We start from the raw sequence: 19,838 nt of genomic DNA on the forward strand, positions 1-19,838 counted from the left end.
CAACGGCTCCAACTTGGGGCCCCGACGAGGAACTGACGCACCAGCAGTAGAAGTCATGCAACTTCTAACGATCAACTACTGGCGCAGGACACTAGCTGACGGTCAGCGCTGTGGGCAGGCGTCACGCAGGGCGGGGCCGGTGGGCACAAGCCGACAGCGCCGAGGACCGTAAAAGGGGGGGCAGCCCTGGCGCCGGGCAAGGGTGAGCCCGGCGCCAGGGAGGATCAGCTGTTGCCGGAGGCGAGGGCGCGGCTGCGGTCTCGGGCTGCCTCCAGTGCGGCGATGAGTGCCGCGCGTACGCCGTGGTTCTCCAGTTCGCGGATCGCGTTGATCGTGGTGCCCGCGGGGGACGTGACGTTCTCGCGGAGCTTCACGGGGTGCTCCCCGCTGTCGCGGAGCATCACGGCGGCGCCGATCGCGGACTGGACGATCAGGTCGTGGGCCTTGTCGCGCGGCAGGCCCAGCAGGATGCCCGCGTCCGTCATTGCCTCGACCAGATAGAAGAAGTACGCCGGTCCCGAGCCGGAGAGGGCGGTGCAGGCGTCCTGCTGGGACTCGGGGACGCGGAGCGTCTTGCCGACGGCGCCGAAGATCTCCTCGGCGTGCGCGAGGTGCTCGGCGGTGGCATGGCTGCCGGCGGAGATGACGGACATGGCCTCGTCGACGAGGGCGGGCGTGTTCGTCATGACACGGACGACCGGGGTGCCCGGGGCCAGGCGGTCCTCGAAGAAGGAGGTGGGGATGCCCGCGGCGCCGCTGATGATCAGGCGGCCGGCGGGGATGTGCGGGGCGAGTTCGTCGAGGAGGGTGCCCATGTCCTGCGGCTTGACCGTGAGGATCAGGGTGTCGGCGGTTTTGGCCGCCTCCGGGTTGCCGACCGGGGTGACTCCGTAACGCTCCTGGAGTTCTTTGGCTCGCTCCGGGCGGCGGGCGGTGACCAGGAGGTCGGTCGGGGCCCAACCGGCTCGGATCATTCCGCTGAGCAGGGCTTCGCCGATCTTGCCGGTGCCGAGGACTGCGACTTTCTGGGTCATGATGCGGGGCCCTCCGGGGGGTGCGTCGTCCGGGGTCCATCGTCGCACCCGGGGTGCGGGGTGGGTGGGGGTGTCCGTTGGGCGGACGCCGCGGGTCGGTTGCCGCCGAGGTTTTCGCCCCCTCCGCCGCTCCGCCCCTCCGCCCCTACCCGTCCCGTACCTGGGGGCTCCGCCCCCAGACCCCCCGTATCGCGCTTCGCGCTCGTCCTCAAACGCCGGACGGGCTGAAACCTAGCTCGTGCGGCGTTTCAGCGTGGCCGCTCCTACGCACAGGACCAACAGCGCGCAGCCCGCCACGACAAGAGTGTCGCGGATGAAGTTGGCGGTCATGTCGGTGTGTTTGAGGACCTCGTTCATGCCGTCTACGGCGTAGGACATGGGGAGGACGTCGGAGATGGCTTCGAGGACGGGGTGCATGTTGGAGCGGGGGGTGAAGAGGCCGCAGAGGAGGAGTTGGGGGAAGATCACGGCCGGCATGAACTGGACTGCCTGGAATTCCGAGGACGCGAAGGCCGAGACGAAGAGGCCGAGGGCGGTGCCGAGGAGCGCGTCGAGCAGGGCGACGAGCAGGAGCAGCCAGGGGGAGCCGGTGACGTCGAGGCCCAGGAACCAGACCGCCAGGCCGGTGGCCAGGGCCGACTGGACGATGGCCAGCGCGCCGAAGGCCAGGGCGTAGCCGGCGATCAGGTCGCCCTTGCCGAGGGGCATGGCGAGGAGGCGTTCGAGGGTGCCCGAGGTGCGCTCGCGCAGGGTGGCGATCGAGGTCACCAGGAACATCGTGATCAGCGGGAAGATCCCGAGGAGGGACGCGCCGATGGAGTCGAAGGTGCGCGGGCTGCCGTCGAAGACATAGCGGAGCAGGAGAAGCATCAGGCACGGGATGAGGATCATCATCGCGATGGTGCGCGGGTCGTGGCGGAGCTGGCCCAGTACGCGGGTTGCGGTGGCGACCGTACGGGAGGCGTTGAGGGCGCTCGGGCGGGCCGTCGGGCTCGTGGGCCCGGCTGTGCTGAGGCTGGTGGGTGAGGTGGTGCTCATCGGGCGGTCTCCTTGCGGGGGCGTTCGCCTGAGGGTGACTCGGTGTCGGCCGTCTCGCCCGTCGTGGACCGGCCGCCCGCCGCGATCGACTCGTCGACCAGGTGGAGGAAGGCGGCTTCGACGGTGTCGGAGTCGGTGCGGTCGCGCAGGGAGTCGGGGGTGTCGTCGGCCAGGATCTCGCCCTCCCGCATGAGGAGGAGGCGGTGGCAGCGCTCGGCCTCGTCCATGACGTGGGAGGAGATCAGGAGAGTCGCCTTCCGCTCCGCCGCGATGGCGTGGAAGAGGTTCCACAGGTCGCGGCGCAGGACCGGGTCAAGGCCGACGGTCGGTTCGTCCAGGACGAGGAGTTCCGGCGTGCCGAGGAGGGCGACCGCGAGGGAGACGCGGCTGCGCTGGCCGCCGGAGAGGTTGCCGGCGAGGGAGTCGGCATGGGAGGTGAGGTCGACGTCGGCGATGGCCTGGGTGACATTGGCGTGGCGGCGGTCGGTGGCCGTGCGGCCCGGGTCGAGGATCGCGGCGAAGTAGCCGAGATTCTGACGGACGGTCAGGTCGTCGTAGACGGAGGGCGCTTGGGTGACGTAGCCGATGCGGGAGCGGAGTGAGGCGTCACCGGCGGGGCGGCCGAGGACTTCGAGTGTGCCGGTGACCTTCGCCTGGGTGCCGACGGTCGCGCGCATCAGGGTTGATTTGCCGCAGCCGGAGGGGCCCAGCAGGCCGGTGATCTGGCCGCGGGGGACGGCGAAGTCGAGTCCGCGCAGGACGGTGCGGGTGCCGCGTACGACGGTGAGGTCTTCGGCGCGTACGGCGGGCTGGGAAGGCCCGGCCGACCCTTCGGGGTCGGGTGGGCGCGAGCTCATAATCATCACTCGATGAATATTCCTCCTGTGCGCCGTGCCGGTCAAGCCCGGTCTCATTCGGCGGCGCAGGCGCGCGTCGGCGTGATCGGAACGCGGCGGTCCGGGGTGGCGTGGGGACGGTGCGCTTCCGCGTTCACGTGGCGGTTACGCGGGAGGGGTGCGGGATCAACTCCCGTACCTGACAATGGATTTCAGTGCACGGTCACCTGCCGTGCCACAGATCCGCCGTGCCCTCCCCCGGCTCGGCACCCACGCATCTCCCATTCCCTGTCGGAGGTGTCGTTGTCATGCGCAAAGCCGATCTCTTCGCGTCTCTCGTCGTGTTTCTCGTCGCGCTGCCCCTGTGCGTGGGGGTGGCCATAGCGTCCGGTGTGCCCGCCGAACTGGGGCTGGTGACCGGGATCGTCGGTGGGCTGGTCGCCGGGGCGTTGCCCGGGAGCAGCCTTCAAGTGAGCGGGCCCGCCGCCGGGCTGACCGTGCTCGTGTACGAGGCGGTGCAGGCGTATGGCATGGAAGCGCTGGGTGTGCTGGTGTTCGGGGCCGGGCTGGTGCAGCTCGGGCTCGGAGTGCTGCGGCTCGGGCGGTGGTTCCGGGCCGTGTCCGTGGCGGTGGTGCAGGGAATGCTCGCCGGGATCGGCCTCGTGCTGATCGCGGGCCAGGTGTACGCGATGGGTGATGCCAGCACGCCGGCGAGCGGGCTCGGGAAGATTGCCGGGCTGATGTCGCTGGCGGGTGATGCGGAGCCGGTGGCGCTGGCGATCGGCGGCGCCACCGTGGCCGTACTCGTGCTGTGGCCGCGTTGGCGGCGGGGAGCGCGTGCGGTGCCCGCGCCGCTGCTGGCGGTCGCGCTCGTCTCGGTCGTGACCGGGGTGTTCGACGTGTCCGTGCGGCGGGTCGAGGTGCGGGGGCTGCTGGATGCCGTACGGCCGCCGTCGCCCGGGGATCTGGGGCGGCTCATGGAGGTGGGCGTGCTCGAGACGGTGCTGGCGTTCGCGCTGATCGCGTCGGCGGAGTCGTTGTTCAGCGCGGCGGCCGTGGACCGGCTGCACAGGGGGCCGCGGACGGACTACGACCGGGAGCTGATCGCTCAGGGCGCGGGCAATGCGGTCTGCGGTGTTCTCGGGGCGCTGCCGATGACCGCGGTGATCGTGCGGAGCGCGGCGAACGTGCAGGCAGGGGCGCGGACTAAGGCGTCGCGAGTGCTGCACGGGGTGTGGCTGCTGCTCTTCACGGCCGTGCTGCCCGGGATGCTCGGCGTGATTCCGGTGGCGGCGCTGGCGGGGCTGCTGGTGCACGCGGGGTGCAAGCTCGTGCCTGTGCGAGAGGTGCGGGTGCTGTGGCGTGGGCATCGCGGGGAAGTGGTCGTGCTGGGCGTGACCGCGGTGGCCATCGTGGTCGGGAATCTGTTCGAGGGAGTGCTGGTGGGGCTCGCGCTCGCCGTGGCCAAGACCGCGTGGGACATCAGCCATGTGCACGTGGAGACCGAGGACCGGGGGGACGCAGGGCTGGTCGTGCGGGTGGTCGGCCATGCGACGTTTCTGCGGCTGCCGAAGCTGTTGGACGCGCTGGAGGCGTTGCCGCACGACCGGGACGTACGGCTGGAGTTGGGCGGGTTGCGGCACGTCGATCACGCGTGTGCGGTGGCCCTGGAGGGGTGGGCCGCCGGGCGGGATCACGGACGGGCAGCGACCAGCAGCTCCACTACGTAGGTCTCCTCCACGATTCCGTCCGGGAAGGTCGGGAGCAGATGGCTCCTCTCCTCGGCGAGGAACGCCGCGGTGCGCTCCTCGCCGAGGACCAGGAACGCCGAGTGGCTGCCGATGTTGGCGAGGTGGGTGTCGACGGAGACACGGCGGCTCCAGCGGACCTGCCGGCGGTCGAAGGCGAGTCGGCCGCTCGGGTCGGCGGCGAGGGAGGCCGCGGCCCTTGCGCCGCTGCCGCTCTTCTCCACGACCGGGTCGACGCCGAGGTAGCGCTCGACGCGGGTCGCGGCCGCCGCGATCCACGGGACGTCCAGGGCGTCCGCGTTCCACCAGAGGGCGAGCGCGCCGCCCGGGCGCAGGACGCGGAGTGCCTCCGGGACGGAGTGGGCCGGGTCGGTCCAGTGCCAGGACTGGGCGTAAGTGAGGAAGTCGGCGGAGGCGGTGGCCAGGGGGAGGGCGTTGCCGTCGCCGCGGACGATCGGGATGTGGGGGAGGGTGCGGCGGAACTCGGCCGTCATGCCGTCGCCAGGCTCTACGGCGAGAACGTTCGCGCCCCTCGCGTGGAGGAGGGCGGTCGCGATGCCGGTGCCGGCGCCCATGTCGATGACCCTCGACCCGGTGAGGGGGCGCCCCGCGAGGTCTTCGATCGCGTCGAAGAGGGCGGGTGGGTAGGAGGGGCGGTTGGCGGCGTACTGGGCCGCGGCGGTGTTGAAGGAATGGGCTCGGGGGATCGGGTGGGGGCGGGAGGGAGGTGTCGTCATAGGGCCAGGGTGGCGGGTGGTGGGGGGTGAGCGACGGGTTTTCACCCCCTCCGCCCCTGCCCGTCCCGCACCTGGGGGCGCCGCCCCCCAAGACCCCCGTATCGCGCTTCGCGCCCGTCCCCAAACGCCGGACGGGCTGAACATCGCTAGCGCCCGCCTCTCTTGCGGGATGGGTTGCCCGTGCGGCGCTTGCTGCGGCGCTCGTACTGCTCGCGTGCCGTCTCGTACTCCTCGCGGGCGAGTTTCTCGCCGGGTGCCTCGGTGAGGGAGCGGAAGGAGTAGGCGAGGAGGGAGCCGATGAAGCCGATGGCCAGGAGGCCGCGGAGGGAGGCCTGGCGGTCGGGGTCGGGGCGCTGGGTGAACGCCTCCCAGGTGTGGCGGAAGGCGAGGGCGCTGCAGACCGCGAACATCACCACGACCAGGACGGTCACGGCCTTTCCCACGTCCGCGATGGCCAGGCCCTGGTAGGCGAAGCGGAGTACGAGGCAGGCGGCGACCGCCGCGGCCAGCGAGCCCACGGCCACGCCGGCCCGGCGGCCCGTGTAGCCGCCGTCGTGCTCCACCCAGGTGGTCCCGAAGAAACGCAGGGGCTCGGGCTGGGGCCCCGCGGGGGTACCGGATCCGGTGTCGGTCTCGTCGCTCACGCTCACTCGACGATTATCGCCCCGGCGGCCCACCGCGGAAGGCCTGGCCTGACGTCGGTCAGGAGGCCAGGAGGCCATGAGGTCACGACGTCACGAGGTCAGGAACACTGCGGAGCCACGTAGCCGTCCGTGCCGGTGTGCACGTACGCGTCCGACACGAACTGGCCGTTGGAGATGTTGTCCCAGAGCTTCGTCGTCCCGTACGGGCCGCTGACGGACTCTCCCGGGCACTGGCAGTAGATCGGGACGCGTGAGCCCGCCGGCAGGGTGCGGACGATGCTGAAGTGAGTGCCCGGGCCGCTGCGGACGTTGACGTTGTAGCCCGGTGCGAGCGGGTACGTGCGGAGCGCCTCGGCGCTGAGCGGCTCCGCGTCCGCCGTCTCCCCCGCGCCCGCGATCTGTATGTCTTCCGTGGCCATTCCGGCCTCCCCCGTTGATTGGTTCACGCCAAATTCATGCTGAGCGCCGAGGCTAGCAAGCCGTCGGGGTTTCGCACGAAGCATCGACTAGGCTCTGCGCGTCGCGCATGCGGACGGACACACGGGGGTGAGTGATGCCGCCACAGCGCAGCACCGGTACAGATCCGGAAGCGGAACATCCGCGCTACGCCGGGCAGTACCTGCTGGAGGCGGAACTCGGCTCCGGCGGCATGGGCATCGTGCATCTGGCGCGGTCCGCCTCCGGGTTGCCGCTCGCCGTCAAAGTCGTACACGCCGAGTTTGCTCAAGACCCCGAGTTCCGGGGGCGGTTTCGGCAGGAGGTAGCGGCCGCCCGGCGGGTGAGCGGTGCCTTCACCGCGCCCGTCGTGGACGCCGATCCCGAGGCCGAACACCCCTGGATGGCCACGCTGTTCATTCCGGGGCCGACCCTCGCCGAGCATGTGAAGCGGAATGGCGCGCTGCCGCCGGCCCGGCTGCGTCATCTGATGGCCGGTCTCGCCGAGGCCTTGCGTGACATTCACCGGGCCGGTGTCGTCCATCGCGATCTCAAGCCCAGCAACGTACTTCTGGCCGACGACGGCCCGAAGGTCATCGACTTCGGCATCTCACGGCCTTCGGACAGTGAACTGCGCACGGAGACAGGCAAATTGATCGGCACCCCGCCGTTCATGGCCCCGGAGCAATTCCGCAGGCCCCGGCAGGTCGGACCGGCCGCCGACATCTTCGCGCTGGGCTCCCTGATCGTGCACGCGGCCACCGGGAGCGGGCCCTTCGACTCCGACAGTCCCTATCTCGTCGCATATCAAGTCGTGCACGACGAGGCGGACTTGACAGGCGTGCCGGAGGATCTGGTCGAGCTGGTCGCCCGTTGTCTCGCCAAGGAGCCAGAGGACCGGCCCACGCCGGACGAGCTGATGACCGCACTGCGGTCGATTTCTGCCTCGTACGACACCCAGGCGTTCATACCCGGACAGCGCACCGGGAACGGTGAGTCGGTGCGGGCCGGCAAGGGAGCGGCTCCGGACTCGAAGCACGGCCGGAGGGATATTCGTTCGAGTGCCAAGAAGGCGGCCGGGCGACGGCGTTGGCGGCTTCCCGTGGTCATCGGGGGTGCCGCCGTACTCGCGGCCGTCGTCGGCGCGTTCGCTCTCCTCGGCGGCTCGGACACGCCGGCCCCGGAGAAGCACGACGGCCAGCAGACGAAGAGCAGCTTCCAGCCGTGGGACATCGACCTGAGCGCCCCCGGCGCCACAGCCGGCGGTCTGCCCCAATGCACGTATATGCCCCGGACGTTGTACTGCCTCCGGCCCGGTGTGCTGGCCGCCGCCGTCGATCCGGCCGACGGCAAGGTGCTGTGGTCCCGGAGCGACTCGGGGCACGCGAGCTCCTACTCCACGCCGGCGCCCGTGCTGTCCGGGGGGCTCCTACAGGTCGTCAGCCGGAACGGAAAGCGCCTGACGGCACTGGATCCCGCCAGCGGCGTGACCCGTTGGAGCCGCGACATCGCACGCTACGACGGCCGCGTCGCCCACGTCGGCGGCGTCGTCCTGCTGACCGGCCGCGACTCCAAGGTCAGCGCGCTGGACGCCGCGACGGGCGAGGAGAAGTGGCGTCACACGATCCCGGGTCTGGGGCTGCCCCAGTTCCTGTCGTACGGGGACGGGGTCGCCTACGCGATGACAGCGGCCGGGACCACGACACGGGTGACCGCGGTGGACCCGGAGACCGGAGCCATGCGCTGGCGGCGGACCATGGACGGAACGCTGAACCTGGTGGGCGCCCATGACGGGCACGTCTGGCTCACCTCGACCACCGTCGATCAGTACACGGACGCCGTCGTGCGCTACGACGTCGCGAGCCGCACGGCCCACCGCGTCGCACTGCGTCTTCCGCTGCCGCAGGCACAGGCCGTCGTACGCGGAGACGCGGTGTATCTGCTGGGCGGTGACGGCTCGCTGGTCGCCATGGACACCAAGACGTCGGACCAGCTGTGGCGCGCGGAGACCTCGGTCAGCAAGGCCTCGGCACCCGTCGTGGCCGGACAGCGGCTCTACCTCACCAGCGTGGACGGGCGGCTCCTCGCCGTCGACACCGCGCGGGGCACACTGCTCGGGCAGACGAAGGCACGGCTCGGCGCTGACCAGGGCTCCCTCGTCAGCGCGATCCCGGCACCGGTCACCGCGGGTGGCCAGGTCTACGCGACCGCCCCCGACGGCTCCCTCTTCGCGGTCGACGCGCGGGACCCCTCTACCTGGTGACGACGACGTGGTGACGACCTGGTGACACGGGAAAGGGGCCGCTCCCGAAGGAGCGGCCCCTCAACAAACGGAATGGCCCGTCAAGCCGAACGGTCCCGCAAGCCGAACCTCAGCCCAGCTGCGAGACGTCCCGCACCGCGCCCTTGTCCGCGCTGGTCGCCATCGCGGCGTAGGCGCGAAGGGCGGCGGAGACCTTGCGGTCGCGGCCGGCCGGGGCGTAGACGCCGTTCAGGGCGTCGCGGCGGGTGGCCAACTCCTCGTCGGACACCAGCAGTTCGATCGAACGGTTCGGGATGTCGATGCGGATGCGGTCGCCGTCCTGGACCAGGGCGATGGTGCCGCCGGAGGCCGCCTCCGGGGAGGCGTGGCCGATGGAGAGACCCGAGGTGCCGCCGGAGAAGCGGCCGTCGGTGATCAGGGCGCAGGTCTTGCCGAGGCCGCGGCCCTTGAGGAAGGAGGTCGGGTAGAGCATCTCCTGCATACCCGGGCCGCCCTTGGGGCCCTCGTAGCGGATGACCACCACGTCGCCGTGCGTGATCTCCTTGCGGAGGATCTTGTCGACGGCCTCCTCCTGCGACTCGCAGACGACCGCGGGGCCCTCGAAGGTCCAGATGGACTCGTCGACGCCCGCCGTCTTCACGACGCAGCCGTCGAGCGCCAGGTTGCCCTTGAGGACCGCGAGGCCGCCGTCCTTGGAGTAGGCATGCTCGGCGGAGCGGATGCAGCCGTTCTCGGCGTCCTCGTCGAGGGCCTCCCAGCGCTCGGACTGGGAGAAGGCCTCGGCGGAGCGGACGCAGCCGGGGGCGGCGTGCCACAGCTCGATCGCCTCGGGGGACGGGGAACCGGCGCGCACGTCCCACGTCTTCAGCCAGTCGGAGAGGGAGGGGCTGTGGACCGAGTGCACGTCCTCGTTCAGCAGGCCCGCGCGGTGCAGCTCGCCGAGCAGGGCCGGGATGCCGCCCGCGCGGTGCACGTCCTCCATGTAGTACGTGCGGTCCTTCGCGACGTTCGGAGCGACCTTGGCAAGGCAGGGCACGCGGCGCGAGACGTCGTTGATCTCCTCCAGGCCGAACGGGACGCCCGCCTCCTGGGCGGCGGCCAGCAGGTGGAGGATCGTGTTGGTGGAGCCGCCCATCGCGATGTCGAGGGCCATGGCGTTCTCGAAGGCCGCGAAGGTGGCGATGTTGCGGGGCAGGACCGACTCGTCGTCGCCGTCGTAGTAGCGCTTGGTGATGTCGACGACCGTGCGGCCCGCGTTCTCATACAGCGCCTTGCGGGCGGTGTGGGTGGCGAGGACCGAGCCGTTGCCGGGGAGGGAGAGGCCGATGGCCTCCGTCAGGCAGTTCATCGAGTTGGCGGTGAACATGCCGGAGCAGGAGCCGCAGGTCGGACAGGCGTTCTCCTCGATACGGAGGATGTCCTCGTCCGAGATCTTGTCGTTCACGGCGTCGGAGATCGCGTCGACCAGGTCGAGCGTACGGACCGTGCCGTCGACCAGGGTGGCGCGGCCGGACTCCATGGGGCCGCCGGAGACGAAGACCGTCGGGATGTTCAGGCGCAGGGCCGCCATCAGCATGCCGGGGGTGATCTTGTCGCAGTTCGAGATGCAGATCAGGGCGTCGGCGCAGTGGGCCTCCACCATGTATTCGACCGAGTCCGCGATCAGATCGCGGGAGGGCAGGGAGTACAGCATGCCCCCGTGGCCCATCGCGATGCCGTCGTCGACCGCGATCGTGTTGAACTCGCGCGCGATGCCCCCTGCCGCCGTGATCGCCTCACTGACGATGCGGCCGACCGGCTGGAGGTGGGTGTGGCCCGGCACGAACTCCGTGAAGGAGTTGGCGACCGCGATGATCGGCTTCCGTCCGATGTCCGCGCCCGGTACACCGGAGGCGCGCATAAGGGCGCGTGCGCCCGCCATATTGCGGCCATGGGTGACTGTGCGGGACCTCAGCTCGGGCATCGTCGCTCGCTCCTTAAAGGGTTACCAGCTTGTACAGACCGGCAGTCGTGACTGTCTCGAGCGTACGCCGGTGCTCCAAGGGCTGGACAGGGTGTCCGGTATGCGGGATGGGTGTCTCGGTTGGCGGTCGCGGTGCAGCTTGTCGTAAGCGTTTACGTAAGCGCCGATGCTTGGCGGGGAGCGTCTCGGTCGACGGTCGCGGGTCGGTCGACGGTCGCGGTCGGTCGACGGTCGCGGGTCACCTCGTGCGTAAGCCTTTGCGTAAGCGCCGATGCCCGGCGGGGAGCGGGTCGGTCGGCGGTCGCGGGTCGGTCGGAGGTCGCGTGTCACCTCGTGCGTAAGCGTTTGCGTCAACGCTTACGCCCGGCGGGGAGCGTCTCGGGCGGCGATCGCGTGTCAGTCGGCGATCGCGTGTCGGGCGCCTTTCGGTCGCCTGTCCGTCGCATCTCAACCCGCGCGCAAGCGATTGCGTAAGCGCTTACGTATGCGCTTGCGCGTCTGCCGTCACGGCGCCGTGAGATGCCCCTGCACCACCGGTGCCACCCGCGCCACGACCCGCTCCAGGTCCGCCGAGGCCAGCGGCTCGATCTTGATCACGTACCGCAGCATCGCGACGCCGACGAGCTGGGCGGCGGCCAGCTCGGCGCGCAGCTCGGCGTCCGGGAGGTCGAGCCGCTGGGCGATGCGGCGCAGCAACTGGGTGGCGACGAGGCGGCGGAAGACGGCGGCGGCGGTCTCGTTGTTCACCGCGGAGCGGACGATCGCGAGGAGCGGGGTGCGGGTGGCGGGGTTCTCCCAGACGCCGAAGATGAAGCGGGTCAGGCGTTCGCCGACGCCTTCCAGGGGGCCCTCCTCGACGGCGGCCGGGGCATCCAGGGCGGGCGCGAAAGCGACCTCGATGGCCGCCTCGAAGACCTGCTCCTTGGTGCCGAAGTAGTGGTGGACGAGCGCGGAGTCCACACCGGCCGCCTTGGCGATGCCGCGGACCGAGGTCTTCTCGTAACCCCGCTCGGAGAACTCCTCGCGGGCCGCCTCCAGGATGCGGTCGCGGGTGGCGGGGCCCGCCTGCGTCTGCGTACGGGAGGGGCGTCCCCGACCGCGGCGGGGGGCGGTTTCCGTCACCGGCGGGGCACCTTCACCGCGGAGGCGAGGTGCAGCCGGGTGAAGGCCAGGGCCTCCGCCAGGTCGGCCTCGCGTTCGGCACTGGACATCGCGCGGCGGGTGTTGACCTCGATGACGACATGCCCGTCGAAGCCGGACAGCGCGAGGCGCTCGAGGAGTTCGGCGCAGGGCTGGGTGCCGCGGCCCGGGACCAGGTGCTCGTCCTTGTTGGAGCCGTTGCCGTCGGCGAGGTGGACGTGGCCGAGGCGGTCGGCCATGCGGTCGATCATCTGCAGGGCGTCCGTGCGGGCGGTCGCGGTGTGACTGAGGTCGATCGTGAAGTGACGGTAGTCCTCCTTCGTCACGTCCCAGTCGGGCGCATACGCCAGCATCTCGCGGTCGCGGTAGCGCCAGGGGTACATGTTCTCGACGGCGAACCGTACGTCCGTCTCGTTCGCCATCCGCCAGATCCCGGTGACGAAGTCGCGGGCGTACTGGCGCTGCCAACGGAAGGGGGGGTGGACGACCACGGTGCTCGCGCCGAGCTTCTCGGCCGCCGCCTGGGCCCGCTGGAGCTTGACCCACGGGTCGGTGGACCAGACGCGCTGGGTGATCAGCAGGCAGGGGGCGTGCACGGCGAGGATCGGGATCCGGTGGTAGTCGCTGAGTCTGCGCAGCGCCTCGATGTCCTGGCTGACCGGGTCGGTCCAGACCATGACCTCGACTCCGTCGTACCCGAGGCGCGCGGCGATCTCGAAGGCCGTCGCCGTCGACTCCGGATACACGGACGCCGTGGACAGCGCGACCTTCGCATCCGGGATGCGCACAGCTGGTTCTGCCACGGAGACAGAGTACGGGTTGCCTCCGGCGGTTGGCCGGGGGTGGTGGACGTTGGCGGGAGGGTTGCGGCGGGCTCCGGTCGAGGCGCCTGTTCGCCGTTGTGGGTTCTCGCCGTGAGTGACTGCGGGCTCGAGGTGGCTGCTCGCGCCCACGCGGCGGAGCCGCACGATGTCACCGCCTCGCGCCCGCTCGGGGCGCTGCCCTACTGAGAGTCCATCTGGTCCAGCCGACGCAGGATCACGCCCTCTCGGAGGGCCCAGGGGCAGATTTCGAGGGTTTCCACGCCGAAGAGGTCCATCGCGCCCTCGGCGACGAGGGCGCCCGCGAGGAGCTGGCCCGAGCGGCCATCGGAGACGCCGGGGAGTTCCGCGCGCTCGTCCGCGGTCATCGAGGCGAGCCGGGGGACCCAGTCCTCCAGGGACCTGCGCTTGAGTTCGCGCTGGACGTACAGGCCCTCGGCGGAGCGCGCGGCGCCGGCGATGCGGGCGAGCTGCTTGAAGGTCTTGGAGGTGGCGACCACGTGGTCGGGGGCGCCGAAGCGGGCGAACTCCCCGACGGTACGGGCGATCTGGGCCCGCACATGACGGCGCAGAGCCTTCACGTCGGCGGGGTCGGCCGGGTCGTTGGGCAGCCAGCCGGCGGTCAGCCGTCCGGCGCCGAGCGGCAGCGACACCGCCGCGTCCGGCTCCTCGTCTATGCCGTACGCGATCTCCAGGGAGCCGCCGCCAATGTCGAGGACGAGCAACTTGCCCGCCGACCAGCCGAACCAGCGGCGGGCGGCCAGGAAGGTGAGCCGGGCCTCCTCCGCGCCGGTCAGGACCTGGAGCTCGACGCCGGTCTCGGTCTTGACCCGGGCCAGTACGTCGTCGGCGTTGCCGGCCTCGCGTACGGCGGAGGTCGCGAACGGCAGCATGGCCTCGACGCCCTTGTCCTCGGCGGCCTCCAGCGCGTCCTGGACGACCTCGATCAGTTTGTCGATGCCTTCGGAATCGATCGCCCCGCTGTCGTCGAGCAGTTGGGCCAGCCGCAATTCGGCCTTGTGCGAGTGCGCGGGCAGCGGGCGCGCGCCGGGGTGGGCGTCGACCACCAGCAGATGCACCGTGTTCGAACCCACGTCGAGGACACCGAGTCTCATATACGGAACGCTACTGCGCCCGGGGCAGTTCAAGTGGGGCGGGGCGAAGCCCCTCGTTGAGGGGTGGTGGTCGGGAGACGGGCGGGCCGTCCCCGGAGGGGGCTTGGGCGACTTACCCTGGACGGGTGCCAAAGACGAAAAAGGCGAAGCCCGACAAATCAGCCAAGGGTTCTTCGCAGGCGAAGGCGTCCCCGTCCAAGAAGTCCCCGAAGAAGGTCCCCGTGTCCGACGAGAAGGGGCTCGACTTCGCTCGCGCATGGGTGGAATTTCCGGATCCCGCCGATGACGAGCAGGTCTTCCGGTGCGATCTGACATGGCTGACCTCTCGCTGGAACTGCATCTTCGGAAGCGGCTGCCAGGGCATCCAGGCGGGCCGCGCGGACGACGGCTGCTGCACGCTGGGCGCGCACTTCTCGGATGAGGACGACGAGAAGCGGGTGGCCGAGCATGTGGCGCGGCTCACTCCGGAGATCTGGCAGCACCATGACGTGGGCACGCAGAGTGGCTGGGTGTCGGAGGACGAGGACGGCGACCGGCAGACCCGGCCGTACGAAGGGTCCTGCATCTTCCAGAACCGTCCCGGCTTCGCCGGGGGCGCGGGCTGCTCGCTGCACATCCTCGCCCTGAAGGAGGGCCGCGAGCCGCTTGAGACCAAGCCGGACGTCTGCTGGCAGCTGCCCGTGCGCCGGACGTACGAGTGGATCGACCGGCCCGACGACACCCGGGTGCTCCAGGTCTCCATCGGCGAGTACGACCGCCGCGGCTGGGGCCCCGGCGGCCACGACCTCCACTGGTGGTGCACATCGGCGACCTCCGCACACGGCGCGGGCGACCCGGTGTACGTCTCGTACCGCCCCGAGCTCATCGAGCTGATGGGCAAGAAGGGGTACGACCGCCTGGTCGAACTCTGCGAGGAACGCCTGGCCTCTCAGCTGCCACTGCTGGCACCGCATCCGGCGGATCCGGTGGGCTGAGAGCCCGTGGGCGGGGTCGGGTGGGTCGGGTGGGTCGGGGGCGGCCAGAAGTCGGGCTGAGGCCGCCCGCCGCCGGGGGGAAGCCCGGCTGAGGCCGGGCGAGGACGGGCGGAAGTTTCGGCTGAGGCCAGGCGAGGACGGGCCCAAAGAGGCCCCGAGGTCGGGCCCAGCCCCGACCAGGCCGCCGAGGGCGGGCCCACGACAGCCACAGGCAGGCCCCGAGTTCCGGCCCAGCACCGGGGCCAAGGCCCCACCAATGCAAAACCACGACAGCCACAGGAAAGCCCCGAGCTCCGGCCCAGCACCGCTCGAAGACACCCTGTGGTCGGGCAAGCTCGATCCAGGGACCCGGCGAGAACAAGTCGACGTCGGTCGGCGCCGGACCTGGCGCGTCCGCGCACCCCTGGCCCCGCGCGTCCGCGCACCCCCGTCCCCTAGCGCGCCCACGCATCCCCGGCCTGCCTGCACCCCGGGCCCCGCCGTGCCAGCCCACCCCGGCCGCCCTCCCAGCGCACCCCCACCCCGTCGCCCACCCCAGCCAGGGCTCCCGCCTCCCACGCCCTACGACGACGGGCTCGGGTCGCCGCTTCCGCTCGGCGGTGGGGTGGGGCTGCTCGGGTCCGAAGGGGGCGAGTCGGTCGGGGTCGGGGTCGGGGTTGGGTCGGTAGGGGTGGGGGACGGGGCTGGGTCGGTCGGGGGTGGGGTCGAGTCGGGGGCGGACGGGGTCGGGTCGCTCGGGGTCGGGTCGGGCGCGGGGGCGGACGGGCCCGCGTTGCCGTAGCCGTCGATCGTGACCACGGTGTCCGCCGGTGCGATCGACACCCGCGCGGTCCAGGGGCCCACCGGCTCGCGGAGATGATCGACGTACACCTTGATCGTCAACGACTCGCCCGGTTCGAGGGTTCCCGACGACTGGCTCAGGTAGAGCCAGGAGGCCCCGGTCCTGGCGGACCAGTGCACCGGTGAACTCCCGGACGCGGACAGCGAGATGAGGGTGGTGGTGTCGCGACTGTTGCCCGCCGCCACGGACAGCCGGCCGGCGCCTTGTCGCGGAATGCTTCCGGGGGCGCTGACGACCTCCACGGACACGTCGGGCGAACGGCTGCCCTTGGTGAAGCGGGCGTCGGGTCTGATGCTGGCGTTGCCGGCGTTCTCGTAGCCGCCCGCCGGCTCGCCGCTGATGCCGTCGGGGCCGTGCGCCTCGCTCGCGGTGACCGACCGGCCGTCGGCGCCCTCGCCGGTGAGGGGCGCCCCGCGGTAGGCCGCCCAGAGGGCGAGAACGGGGGCGGCGACGACGGTGGCGACCACCGTGGTCGTGACGGCACGCGCGCGTAGCCGGTCCCTTCGCGCGGCGTGGTCCTTGGGATCCATGGGGAACCCGCGCCGGTCGAAGCGCGGAGCGCTGCCCCGCGCGCGGGGCGCGTGCGCCATCGCCATGTGCAGGGCCGCGCGCGGCGCCTCGAGGACGGGGAGCGCGGCGGGCGTGACGCTGGTGCCGGGCCAGGCGCCGGGGACCGCGCGCTCGGCGGTACGGCGGCAGCGCGGGCAGTCGTCGACGTGCCGGACCAGCTCGCGGCGCAGGGTGGCGCTCAGGACGAGCTGGTTGTCCCCGGTGAGGCGGGCGACGCTGGGACAGGTGCCGGTCTCCACGACGGCGAGCGCGGCGCGGGTGCGTTCGACCTCGCAGGCGGCGGATGCGAGCAGTTCGCGCGCGGAGGCGAGGTCCATGCCGAGGACGGCGGCGACCTCGTGGGCGGCGAGCTGATGGCGCACGGCGAGTTCGAGCGCCTCCCGCTGCTCGGGGGTGGTGCCGGCGGCCTCCGGCCAGGCGAGCAGGGCGAGTTCGCGTCGGCGCCGCGCCTGGGCCTCTTCCGAGATGGGGGTGCTCAGTGCCTCGGCCGCGCGCCGGTCGGCGGCGCCCTGGGCGCTCTTGGGGGCGCTCTTGCGGGGCTCACGCCGTCCGGAGGCATGCGCCGCCTGGCGCCTGCGCCGCGCCTCGGTGAGTTTGCGCAGACAGGACCAGCGGGCAAGCGCGTACAGCCAGGCCCGGCGGTCGTCCCCGGACTCCGGGGCGCGCACGCCCCGGCGCTCGGCCAGCGCGAGCACGTCCCCGAGGGCCGCGGTGGCCGAGTCGTGGTCGCAGAGCACGGACAGGCAGTAGGTGAACAGGCCGTCCAGATAAGGCTCGTAGCGGGCGGGCGGGCGCTGGGCCAGCGTGCGCGTGTTCGCGCCACGGGGCGCGGCCACCCGCTTGCGCGCGTCTCCGTGCGCCCGATGTGCGCCGGCGGTGTGCGTCGAGGTCTCCGGACTGCTGCTCATCACCCGTGCGACCGTAGGTGCCCGGGCCTGACCCCTTCTTCCCCCTTGAGCACATTTAATCCGTACGGGTGAAACGATCCCTCATAAGGGGACAGGAACCTGCGATTCCGTGGCCTGGGCCGTCACAGGCGGCGATGGCAGACGATGGCATATGCCCCGTGACCCCACCGGCAGTCCCCGGCCCGGCATGGGCGTCGTACCGTACCCACGTGCCCATGGACAACGCCCCGCGCCCGCAGTCCCTGATGCTGACCTTCCTGGGCGACCAGGTGCTGGGCCGCGGCGTGTGCGTGTACTCCGGGAGCGTCCTCGAGGTGTTCGCGCGGGCCGGCGTCGGCGAGCACGCGACGCGCTCGACGCTGACCCGGATGGTGGGCCGGGGGCTGCTGCGCCGCCGACGCGAGGGCCGCCGTATGTACTTCGGTCTCACCGAACGCTCCGAGGCGATCCTGCGCGACGGCGAACAGCGCATCTGGAAGTCCGGCGCGGTCAACCGCGACTGGGACGGCACCTGGTCGCTGCTCGGCTTCTCGCTGCCCGAGTCGTGGCAGCGGCAGCGGCACGATCTGCGCTCACAGCTCACCTGGGCCGGTTTCGGACCGCTGTTCAGCGGCCTGTGGATCGCGCCGGGCGAGGCCGACGTCTCCGGGATCGTCGCGGAGCTCGGCCTCTCCGCGCACGTGAAGGTGTTCCGGGCGCGGGCGGACATCGGCATGGACATCGCCGAAATGATCAACGACACGTGGGACCTGGCCGAACTCGCCGCGCGCTACCGGGCGTTCGACGCCGCGTGGCGCCCCCTCAGAGACCGGCCGAGCGCGAGCGACAGCGACGAGGAGGACGCCCTCGCGCTGCGCCTGCGCCTGTCCACCGAGTGGCTCCAGGTCATCCGCTCCGACCCGCGCCTGCCCGTACAGCACCTGCCCGCGGACTGGCCGGCGGCGCCGGCCGAGGAGACGTTCCGCGCGGTGCACGCCCGCCTGGACGCGCCCGCGCGGGAGACGGCACGGCGGGTACTGGAGACGGTGCCGACGGAGGCATAGGCCCACCTCTGCCTCGTACGACACCCCGCTTCTCCCCGCCTGCGACACCCCACTTCTGCCCGTACGCCGCCGCCCTCACCGGCGTCATGGCCGTACCCACCCCTGAACTGATGTTGTGCACTCCATTGACGGCGGTCAGATAAGCGCCCTACATTCCGAGGCGTTCAGTGCACTGAGCAACCGAGCATCCGCACCCAGCGCTCCCCCTCAGCCCGCAGATCGGAGCCACAGGACATGCCCGCACGCACCCGCCTGGCCCGCACAACAGCCGCTCTGGGAACGGCAGTAACCCTCTGCGTCATCACCCCCCTGGCCGCCCAAGCGGAGACGCCGACACCCAGGCACCTGACGGGCACCCTGGCCGACGGCGCCACCTGGATCGCCGACGTCCCGGCGGACTGGAACGGCACCCTCCTCCTGTTCAGCCACGGCTTCGGCCCGACCGTCGCCCAGGACGCGCCCTCGGACGCCACCCGCACCGAACTGCTCGCCGAGGGCTACGCGCTCGCCGGTTCCTCGTACGACCCCAAGGGATCCATGTGGGCGCTGGAGAGCGCCGAACGCGACCAGTTCGCCACTCTCGACGCCGTCAAGGGCGAGATCGACGAGCCGCGGCGCACGCTCTCCGTCGGCCAGTCCATGGGCGGCCTCGTCAACGCCCGGATCGCCCGGGACGGCGCGGGCCGCGTCGACGGCGCGCTCGGCCTGTGCGGCCTGGTCGCGGGCGGCACCGACCTGGACAACTACCAGCTCGACGCGGAGTACGCGATCGCCCGTCTTCTGCTGCCCGCCGAGGACCTCAAGCTGGTGAACTTCACGTCGGCGGCCGAAGCCTCCGCCACCGCGACCCGGCTCACCAGCGCGGTCACCACCGCCCAGTCCACGCCGCGGGGCAGAGCGCGCGTCGCCCTGGCCGCCGCCTTCCTCAATCTCCCCGCCTGGGCGCCCGGCCAGGAACGCCCCGCCGCCGACGACTGGGCGGGACAGGAGGAGCAGCAGTACGCGTGGCTCGCCCAGGGCCTGCTCTCCTTCGTCGAAGGCGGCCGGTACGCCGTCGAGCAGTCCATGGGCGGCAACAACTCCTGGAACCGGGGCGTCGACTACGCCGGCCTCCTCGCCGAGTCGGTCCACGCTCCCCAGGTGCACGCCCTGTACCGCGCGGGGGGCCTGGATCTCCAGGCCGACCTGCGCACGCTCACCCGCGGCGCCGCCATCGACGCCGACCCGGCGGCCGTACGCACCGCCCAGCGCACGTCATCCGCCGGACAAGGCCTCGGCGTACCCCTCCTGGACGTGCACACCACCGCCGACAACCTCGTACCGGTGGAGCAGGAGAACCGGTTCGCCGACCGGGTACGCGCGGCCGGGGACGCCGGGCTGCTGCGCCAGGCGTACGTCGAACGCCAGGGGCACTGCGCCTTCACCACGGCCGAGACGATCGCGGCCGTCCACGCCGTCGAACACCGCGTGGCCACCCACCACTGGGCCGGAGCCGCCGACCCGGCCGCCCTGCAGAAGGCGGCGCTCGCCCTCGGCCTCGACGGCGCGGCGTACGTCCCCTACCGCCCGGCCGAGCTGACGGTCGGCCGCTGACGTCCGCACACCGACAACCCTTTTTCGCCCCCTCCGCCCCTACCCGACCCGCACCTGGGGGCTGCCGCCCCCAGACCCCCGCCGTCGGCCTAACGGCCTCGTCCTCAAACCCCGGACGGGCTGAGAACGGACTCC

General features: G+C 71.6%; 16 protein-coding genes. 5 read left to right on the forward strand and 11 right to left on the reverse strand.

The window, feature by feature from the left end; translation table 11 throughout:
• Nucleotides 1-224: 224 nt before the first annotated feature.
• The 3 genes from proC to AB0D27_RS40840 form a co-directional block, all read right to left on the reverse strand.
• Nucleotides 225-1,034, reverse strand: coding sequence for a pyrroline-5-carboxylate reductase (gene proC / locus AB0D27_RS40830; protein ID WP_362519450.1), 810 nt, complete (start codon nucleotides 1,032-1,034; stop codon nucleotides 225-227).
• Nucleotides 1,035-1,265: 231 nt separating this feature from the next.
• The gene (locus tag AB0D27_RS40835; protein WP_362519453.1) at nucleotides 1,266-2,072 is read right to left on the reverse strand and encodes an ABC transporter permease; all 807 of its coding nucleotides are present in this window, start codon (nucleotides 2,070-2,072) and stop codon (nucleotides 1,266-1,268) included.
• Entirely contained in the window at nucleotides 2,069-2,929 is an 861-nt protein-coding gene (locus tag AB0D27_RS40840; RefSeq protein WP_362519456.1) for an ABC transporter ATP-binding protein, read from the reverse strand. The genes AB0D27_RS40835 and AB0D27_RS40840 overlap by 4 nt, the downstream gene beginning before the upstream one ends.
• Before the next feature lie 287 nt (nucleotides 2,930-3,216).
• Here AB0D27_RS40840 and AB0D27_RS40845 point away from each other — a divergent pair, with 287 nt between their 5' ends.
• On the forward strand, nucleotides 3,217-4,638 hold the full coding sequence (locus AB0D27_RS40845; RefSeq protein ID WP_362519459.1) for a SulP family inorganic anion transporter: 1,422 nt from the start codon (nucleotides 3,217-3,219) through the stop codon (nucleotides 4,636-4,638).
• Here AB0D27_RS40845 and AB0D27_RS40850 read toward each other — a convergent pair.
• The 3 genes from AB0D27_RS40850 to AB0D27_RS40860 all read right to left on the reverse strand — a co-directional run bounded on the left by AB0D27_RS40850 (nucleotide 4,602) and on the right by AB0D27_RS40860 (nucleotide 6,456).
• Nucleotides 4,602-5,393, reverse strand: a complete 792-nt coding sequence (locus tag AB0D27_RS40850; RefSeq protein ID WP_362519461.1) for a class I SAM-dependent methyltransferase — start codon at nucleotides 5,391-5,393, stop codon at nucleotides 4,602-4,604. The genes AB0D27_RS40845 and AB0D27_RS40850 overlap by 37 nt on opposite strands.
• Nucleotides 5,394-5,539: 146 nt before the next feature.
• A complete protein-coding gene (locus AB0D27_RS40855) occupies nucleotides 5,540-6,037 on the reverse strand; it encodes an EamA/RhaT family transporter (RefSeq protein ID WP_362519489.1) in 498 nt (165 codons plus the stop codon).
• Nucleotides 6,038-6,135: 98 nt separating this feature from the next.
• The gene (locus AB0D27_RS40860) at nucleotides 6,136-6,456 is read right to left on the reverse strand and encodes a peptidase (protein WP_362519464.1); all 321 of its coding nucleotides are present in this window, start codon (nucleotides 6,454-6,456) and stop codon (nucleotides 6,136-6,138) included.
• Nucleotides 6,457-6,590: 134 nt separating this feature from the next.
• On the opposite strand from AB0D27_RS40860, the gene AB0D27_RS40865 reads away from it, so the two are divergent.
• The gene (locus tag AB0D27_RS40865) at nucleotides 6,591-8,735 is read left to right on the forward strand and encodes a serine/threonine-protein kinase (RefSeq protein ID WP_362519467.1); all 2,145 of its coding nucleotides are present in this window, start codon (nucleotides 6,591-6,593) and stop codon (nucleotides 8,733-8,735) included.
• A 109-nt stretch (nucleotides 8,736-8,844) separates the two neighbouring features.
• On the opposite strand, the gene ilvD is transcribed toward AB0D27_RS40865, so the two are convergent.
• The 4 genes from ilvD to AB0D27_RS40885 all read right to left on the reverse strand — a co-directional run bounded on the left by ilvD (nucleotide 8,845) and on the right by AB0D27_RS40885 (nucleotide 13,774).
• Nucleotides 8,845-10,698, reverse strand: a complete 1,854-nt coding sequence (ilvD, locus tag AB0D27_RS40870; RefSeq protein ID WP_362519470.1) for a dihydroxy-acid dehydratase — start codon at nucleotides 10,696-10,698, stop codon at nucleotides 8,845-8,847.
• Nucleotides 10,699-11,202: 504 nt separating this feature from the next.
• Nucleotides 11,203-11,820: a TetR family transcriptional regulator gene (locus AB0D27_RS40875; protein WP_362519473.1), complete on the reverse strand. Its 618-nt coding sequence runs from the start codon at nucleotides 11,818-11,820 to the stop codon at nucleotides 11,203-11,205.
• Complete coding sequence (locus AB0D27_RS40880) at nucleotides 11,817-12,641, reverse strand: sugar phosphate isomerase/epimerase (protein ID WP_362519476.1); 825 nt, start codon at nucleotides 12,639-12,641, stop codon at nucleotides 11,817-11,819. The genes AB0D27_RS40875 and AB0D27_RS40880 overlap by 4 nt, the downstream gene beginning before the upstream one ends.
• Nucleotides 12,642-12,841: 200 nt before the next feature.
• Complete coding sequence (locus tag AB0D27_RS40885) at nucleotides 12,842-13,774, reverse strand: Ppx/GppA phosphatase family protein (RefSeq protein WP_362519479.1); 933 nt, start codon at nucleotides 13,772-13,774, stop codon at nucleotides 12,842-12,844.
• A gap of 125 nt (nucleotides 13,775-13,899) precedes the next feature.
• On the opposite strand from AB0D27_RS40885, the gene AB0D27_RS40890 reads away from it, so the two are divergent.
• The gene (locus tag AB0D27_RS40890) at nucleotides 13,900-14,748 is read left to right on the forward strand and encodes a hypothetical protein (protein ID WP_362519482.1); all 849 of its coding nucleotides are present in this window, start codon (nucleotides 13,900-13,902) and stop codon (nucleotides 14,746-14,748) included.
• Nucleotides 14,749-15,309: 561 nt separating this feature from the next.
• On the opposite strand, the gene AB0D27_RS40895 is transcribed toward AB0D27_RS40890, so the two are convergent.
• Nucleotides 15,310-17,070 (reverse strand): hypothetical protein, encoded by a 1,761-nt coding sequence (locus tag AB0D27_RS40895; RefSeq protein WP_362519484.1) that lies wholly within the window; start codon nucleotides 17,068-17,070, stop codon nucleotides 15,310-15,312.
• 212 nt (nucleotides 17,071-17,282) lie between these two features.
• Between AB0D27_RS40895 and AB0D27_RS40900 the strand changes: the two genes are divergently transcribed.
• Together AB0D27_RS40900 and AB0D27_RS40905 are read left to right on the forward strand one after the other, a co-directional pair.
• The gene (locus AB0D27_RS40900; protein WP_362519492.1) at nucleotides 17,283-18,110 is read left to right on the forward strand and encodes a PaaX family transcriptional regulator C-terminal domain-containing protein; all 828 of its coding nucleotides are present in this window, start codon (nucleotides 17,283-17,285) and stop codon (nucleotides 18,108-18,110) included.
• Between the two features lie 234 nt (nucleotides 18,111-18,344).
• The gene (locus AB0D27_RS40905) at nucleotides 18,345-19,703 is read left to right on the forward strand and encodes an alpha/beta hydrolase (protein ID WP_362519487.1); all 1,359 of its coding nucleotides are present in this window, start codon (nucleotides 18,345-18,347) and stop codon (nucleotides 19,701-19,703) included.
• Nucleotides 19,704-19,838: the final 135 nt, after the last annotated feature.

It is taken from the genome of Streptomyces sp. NPDC048415 (assembly GCF_040651675.1).
Lineage (GTDB): Bacteria > Actinomycetota > Actinomycetes > Streptomycetales > Streptomycetaceae > Streptomyces.

What these genes read in the sequence shown, in the direction of transcription:
- AB0D27_RS40905 (WP_362519487.1), top strand. Translation starts at nt 18,345, where the DNA reads ATGCCCGCACGCACCCGCCTGGCCCGCACAACAGCCGCTCTGGGAACG.
- proC (WP_362519450.1), bottom strand. Translation starts at nt 1,034, where the DNA reads ATGACCCAGAAAGTCGCAGTCCTCGGCACCGGCAAGATCGGCGAAGCC.
- AB0D27_RS40865 (WP_362519467.1), top strand. Translation starts at nt 6,591, where the DNA reads ATGCCGCCACAGCGCAGCACCGGTACAGATCCGGAAGCGGAACATCCG.
- AB0D27_RS40845 (WP_362519459.1), top strand. Translation starts at nt 3,217, where the DNA reads ATGCGCAAAGCCGATCTCTTCGCGTCTCTCGTCGTGTTTCTCGTCGCG.
- AB0D27_RS40860 (WP_362519464.1), bottom strand. Translation starts at nt 6,456, where the DNA reads ATGGCCACGGAAGACATACAGATCGCGGGCGCGGGGGAGACGGCGGAC.
- ilvD (WP_362519470.1), bottom strand. Translation starts at nt 10,698, where the DNA reads ATGCCCGAGCTGAGGTCCCGCACAGTCACCCATGGCCGCAATATGGCG.
- AB0D27_RS40835 (WP_362519453.1), bottom strand. Translation starts at nt 2,072, where the DNA reads ATGAGCACCACCTCACCCACCAGCCTCAGCACAGCCGGGCCCACGAGC.
- AB0D27_RS40885 (WP_362519479.1), bottom strand. Translation starts at nt 13,774, where the DNA reads ATGAGACTCGGTGTCCTCGACGTGGGTTCGAACACGGTGCATCTGCTG.
- AB0D27_RS40850 (WP_362519461.1), bottom strand. Translation starts at nt 5,393, where the DNA reads ATGACGACACCTCCCTCCCGCCCCCACCCGATCCCCCGAGCCCATTCC.
- AB0D27_RS40900 (WP_362519492.1), top strand. Translation starts at nt 17,283, where the DNA reads ATGGACAACGCCCCGCGCCCGCAGTCCCTGATGCTGACCTTCCTGGGC.
- AB0D27_RS40840 (WP_362519456.1), bottom strand. Translation starts at nt 2,929, where the DNA reads ATGAGCTCGCGCCCACCCGACCCCGAAGGGTCGGCCGGGCCTTCCCAG.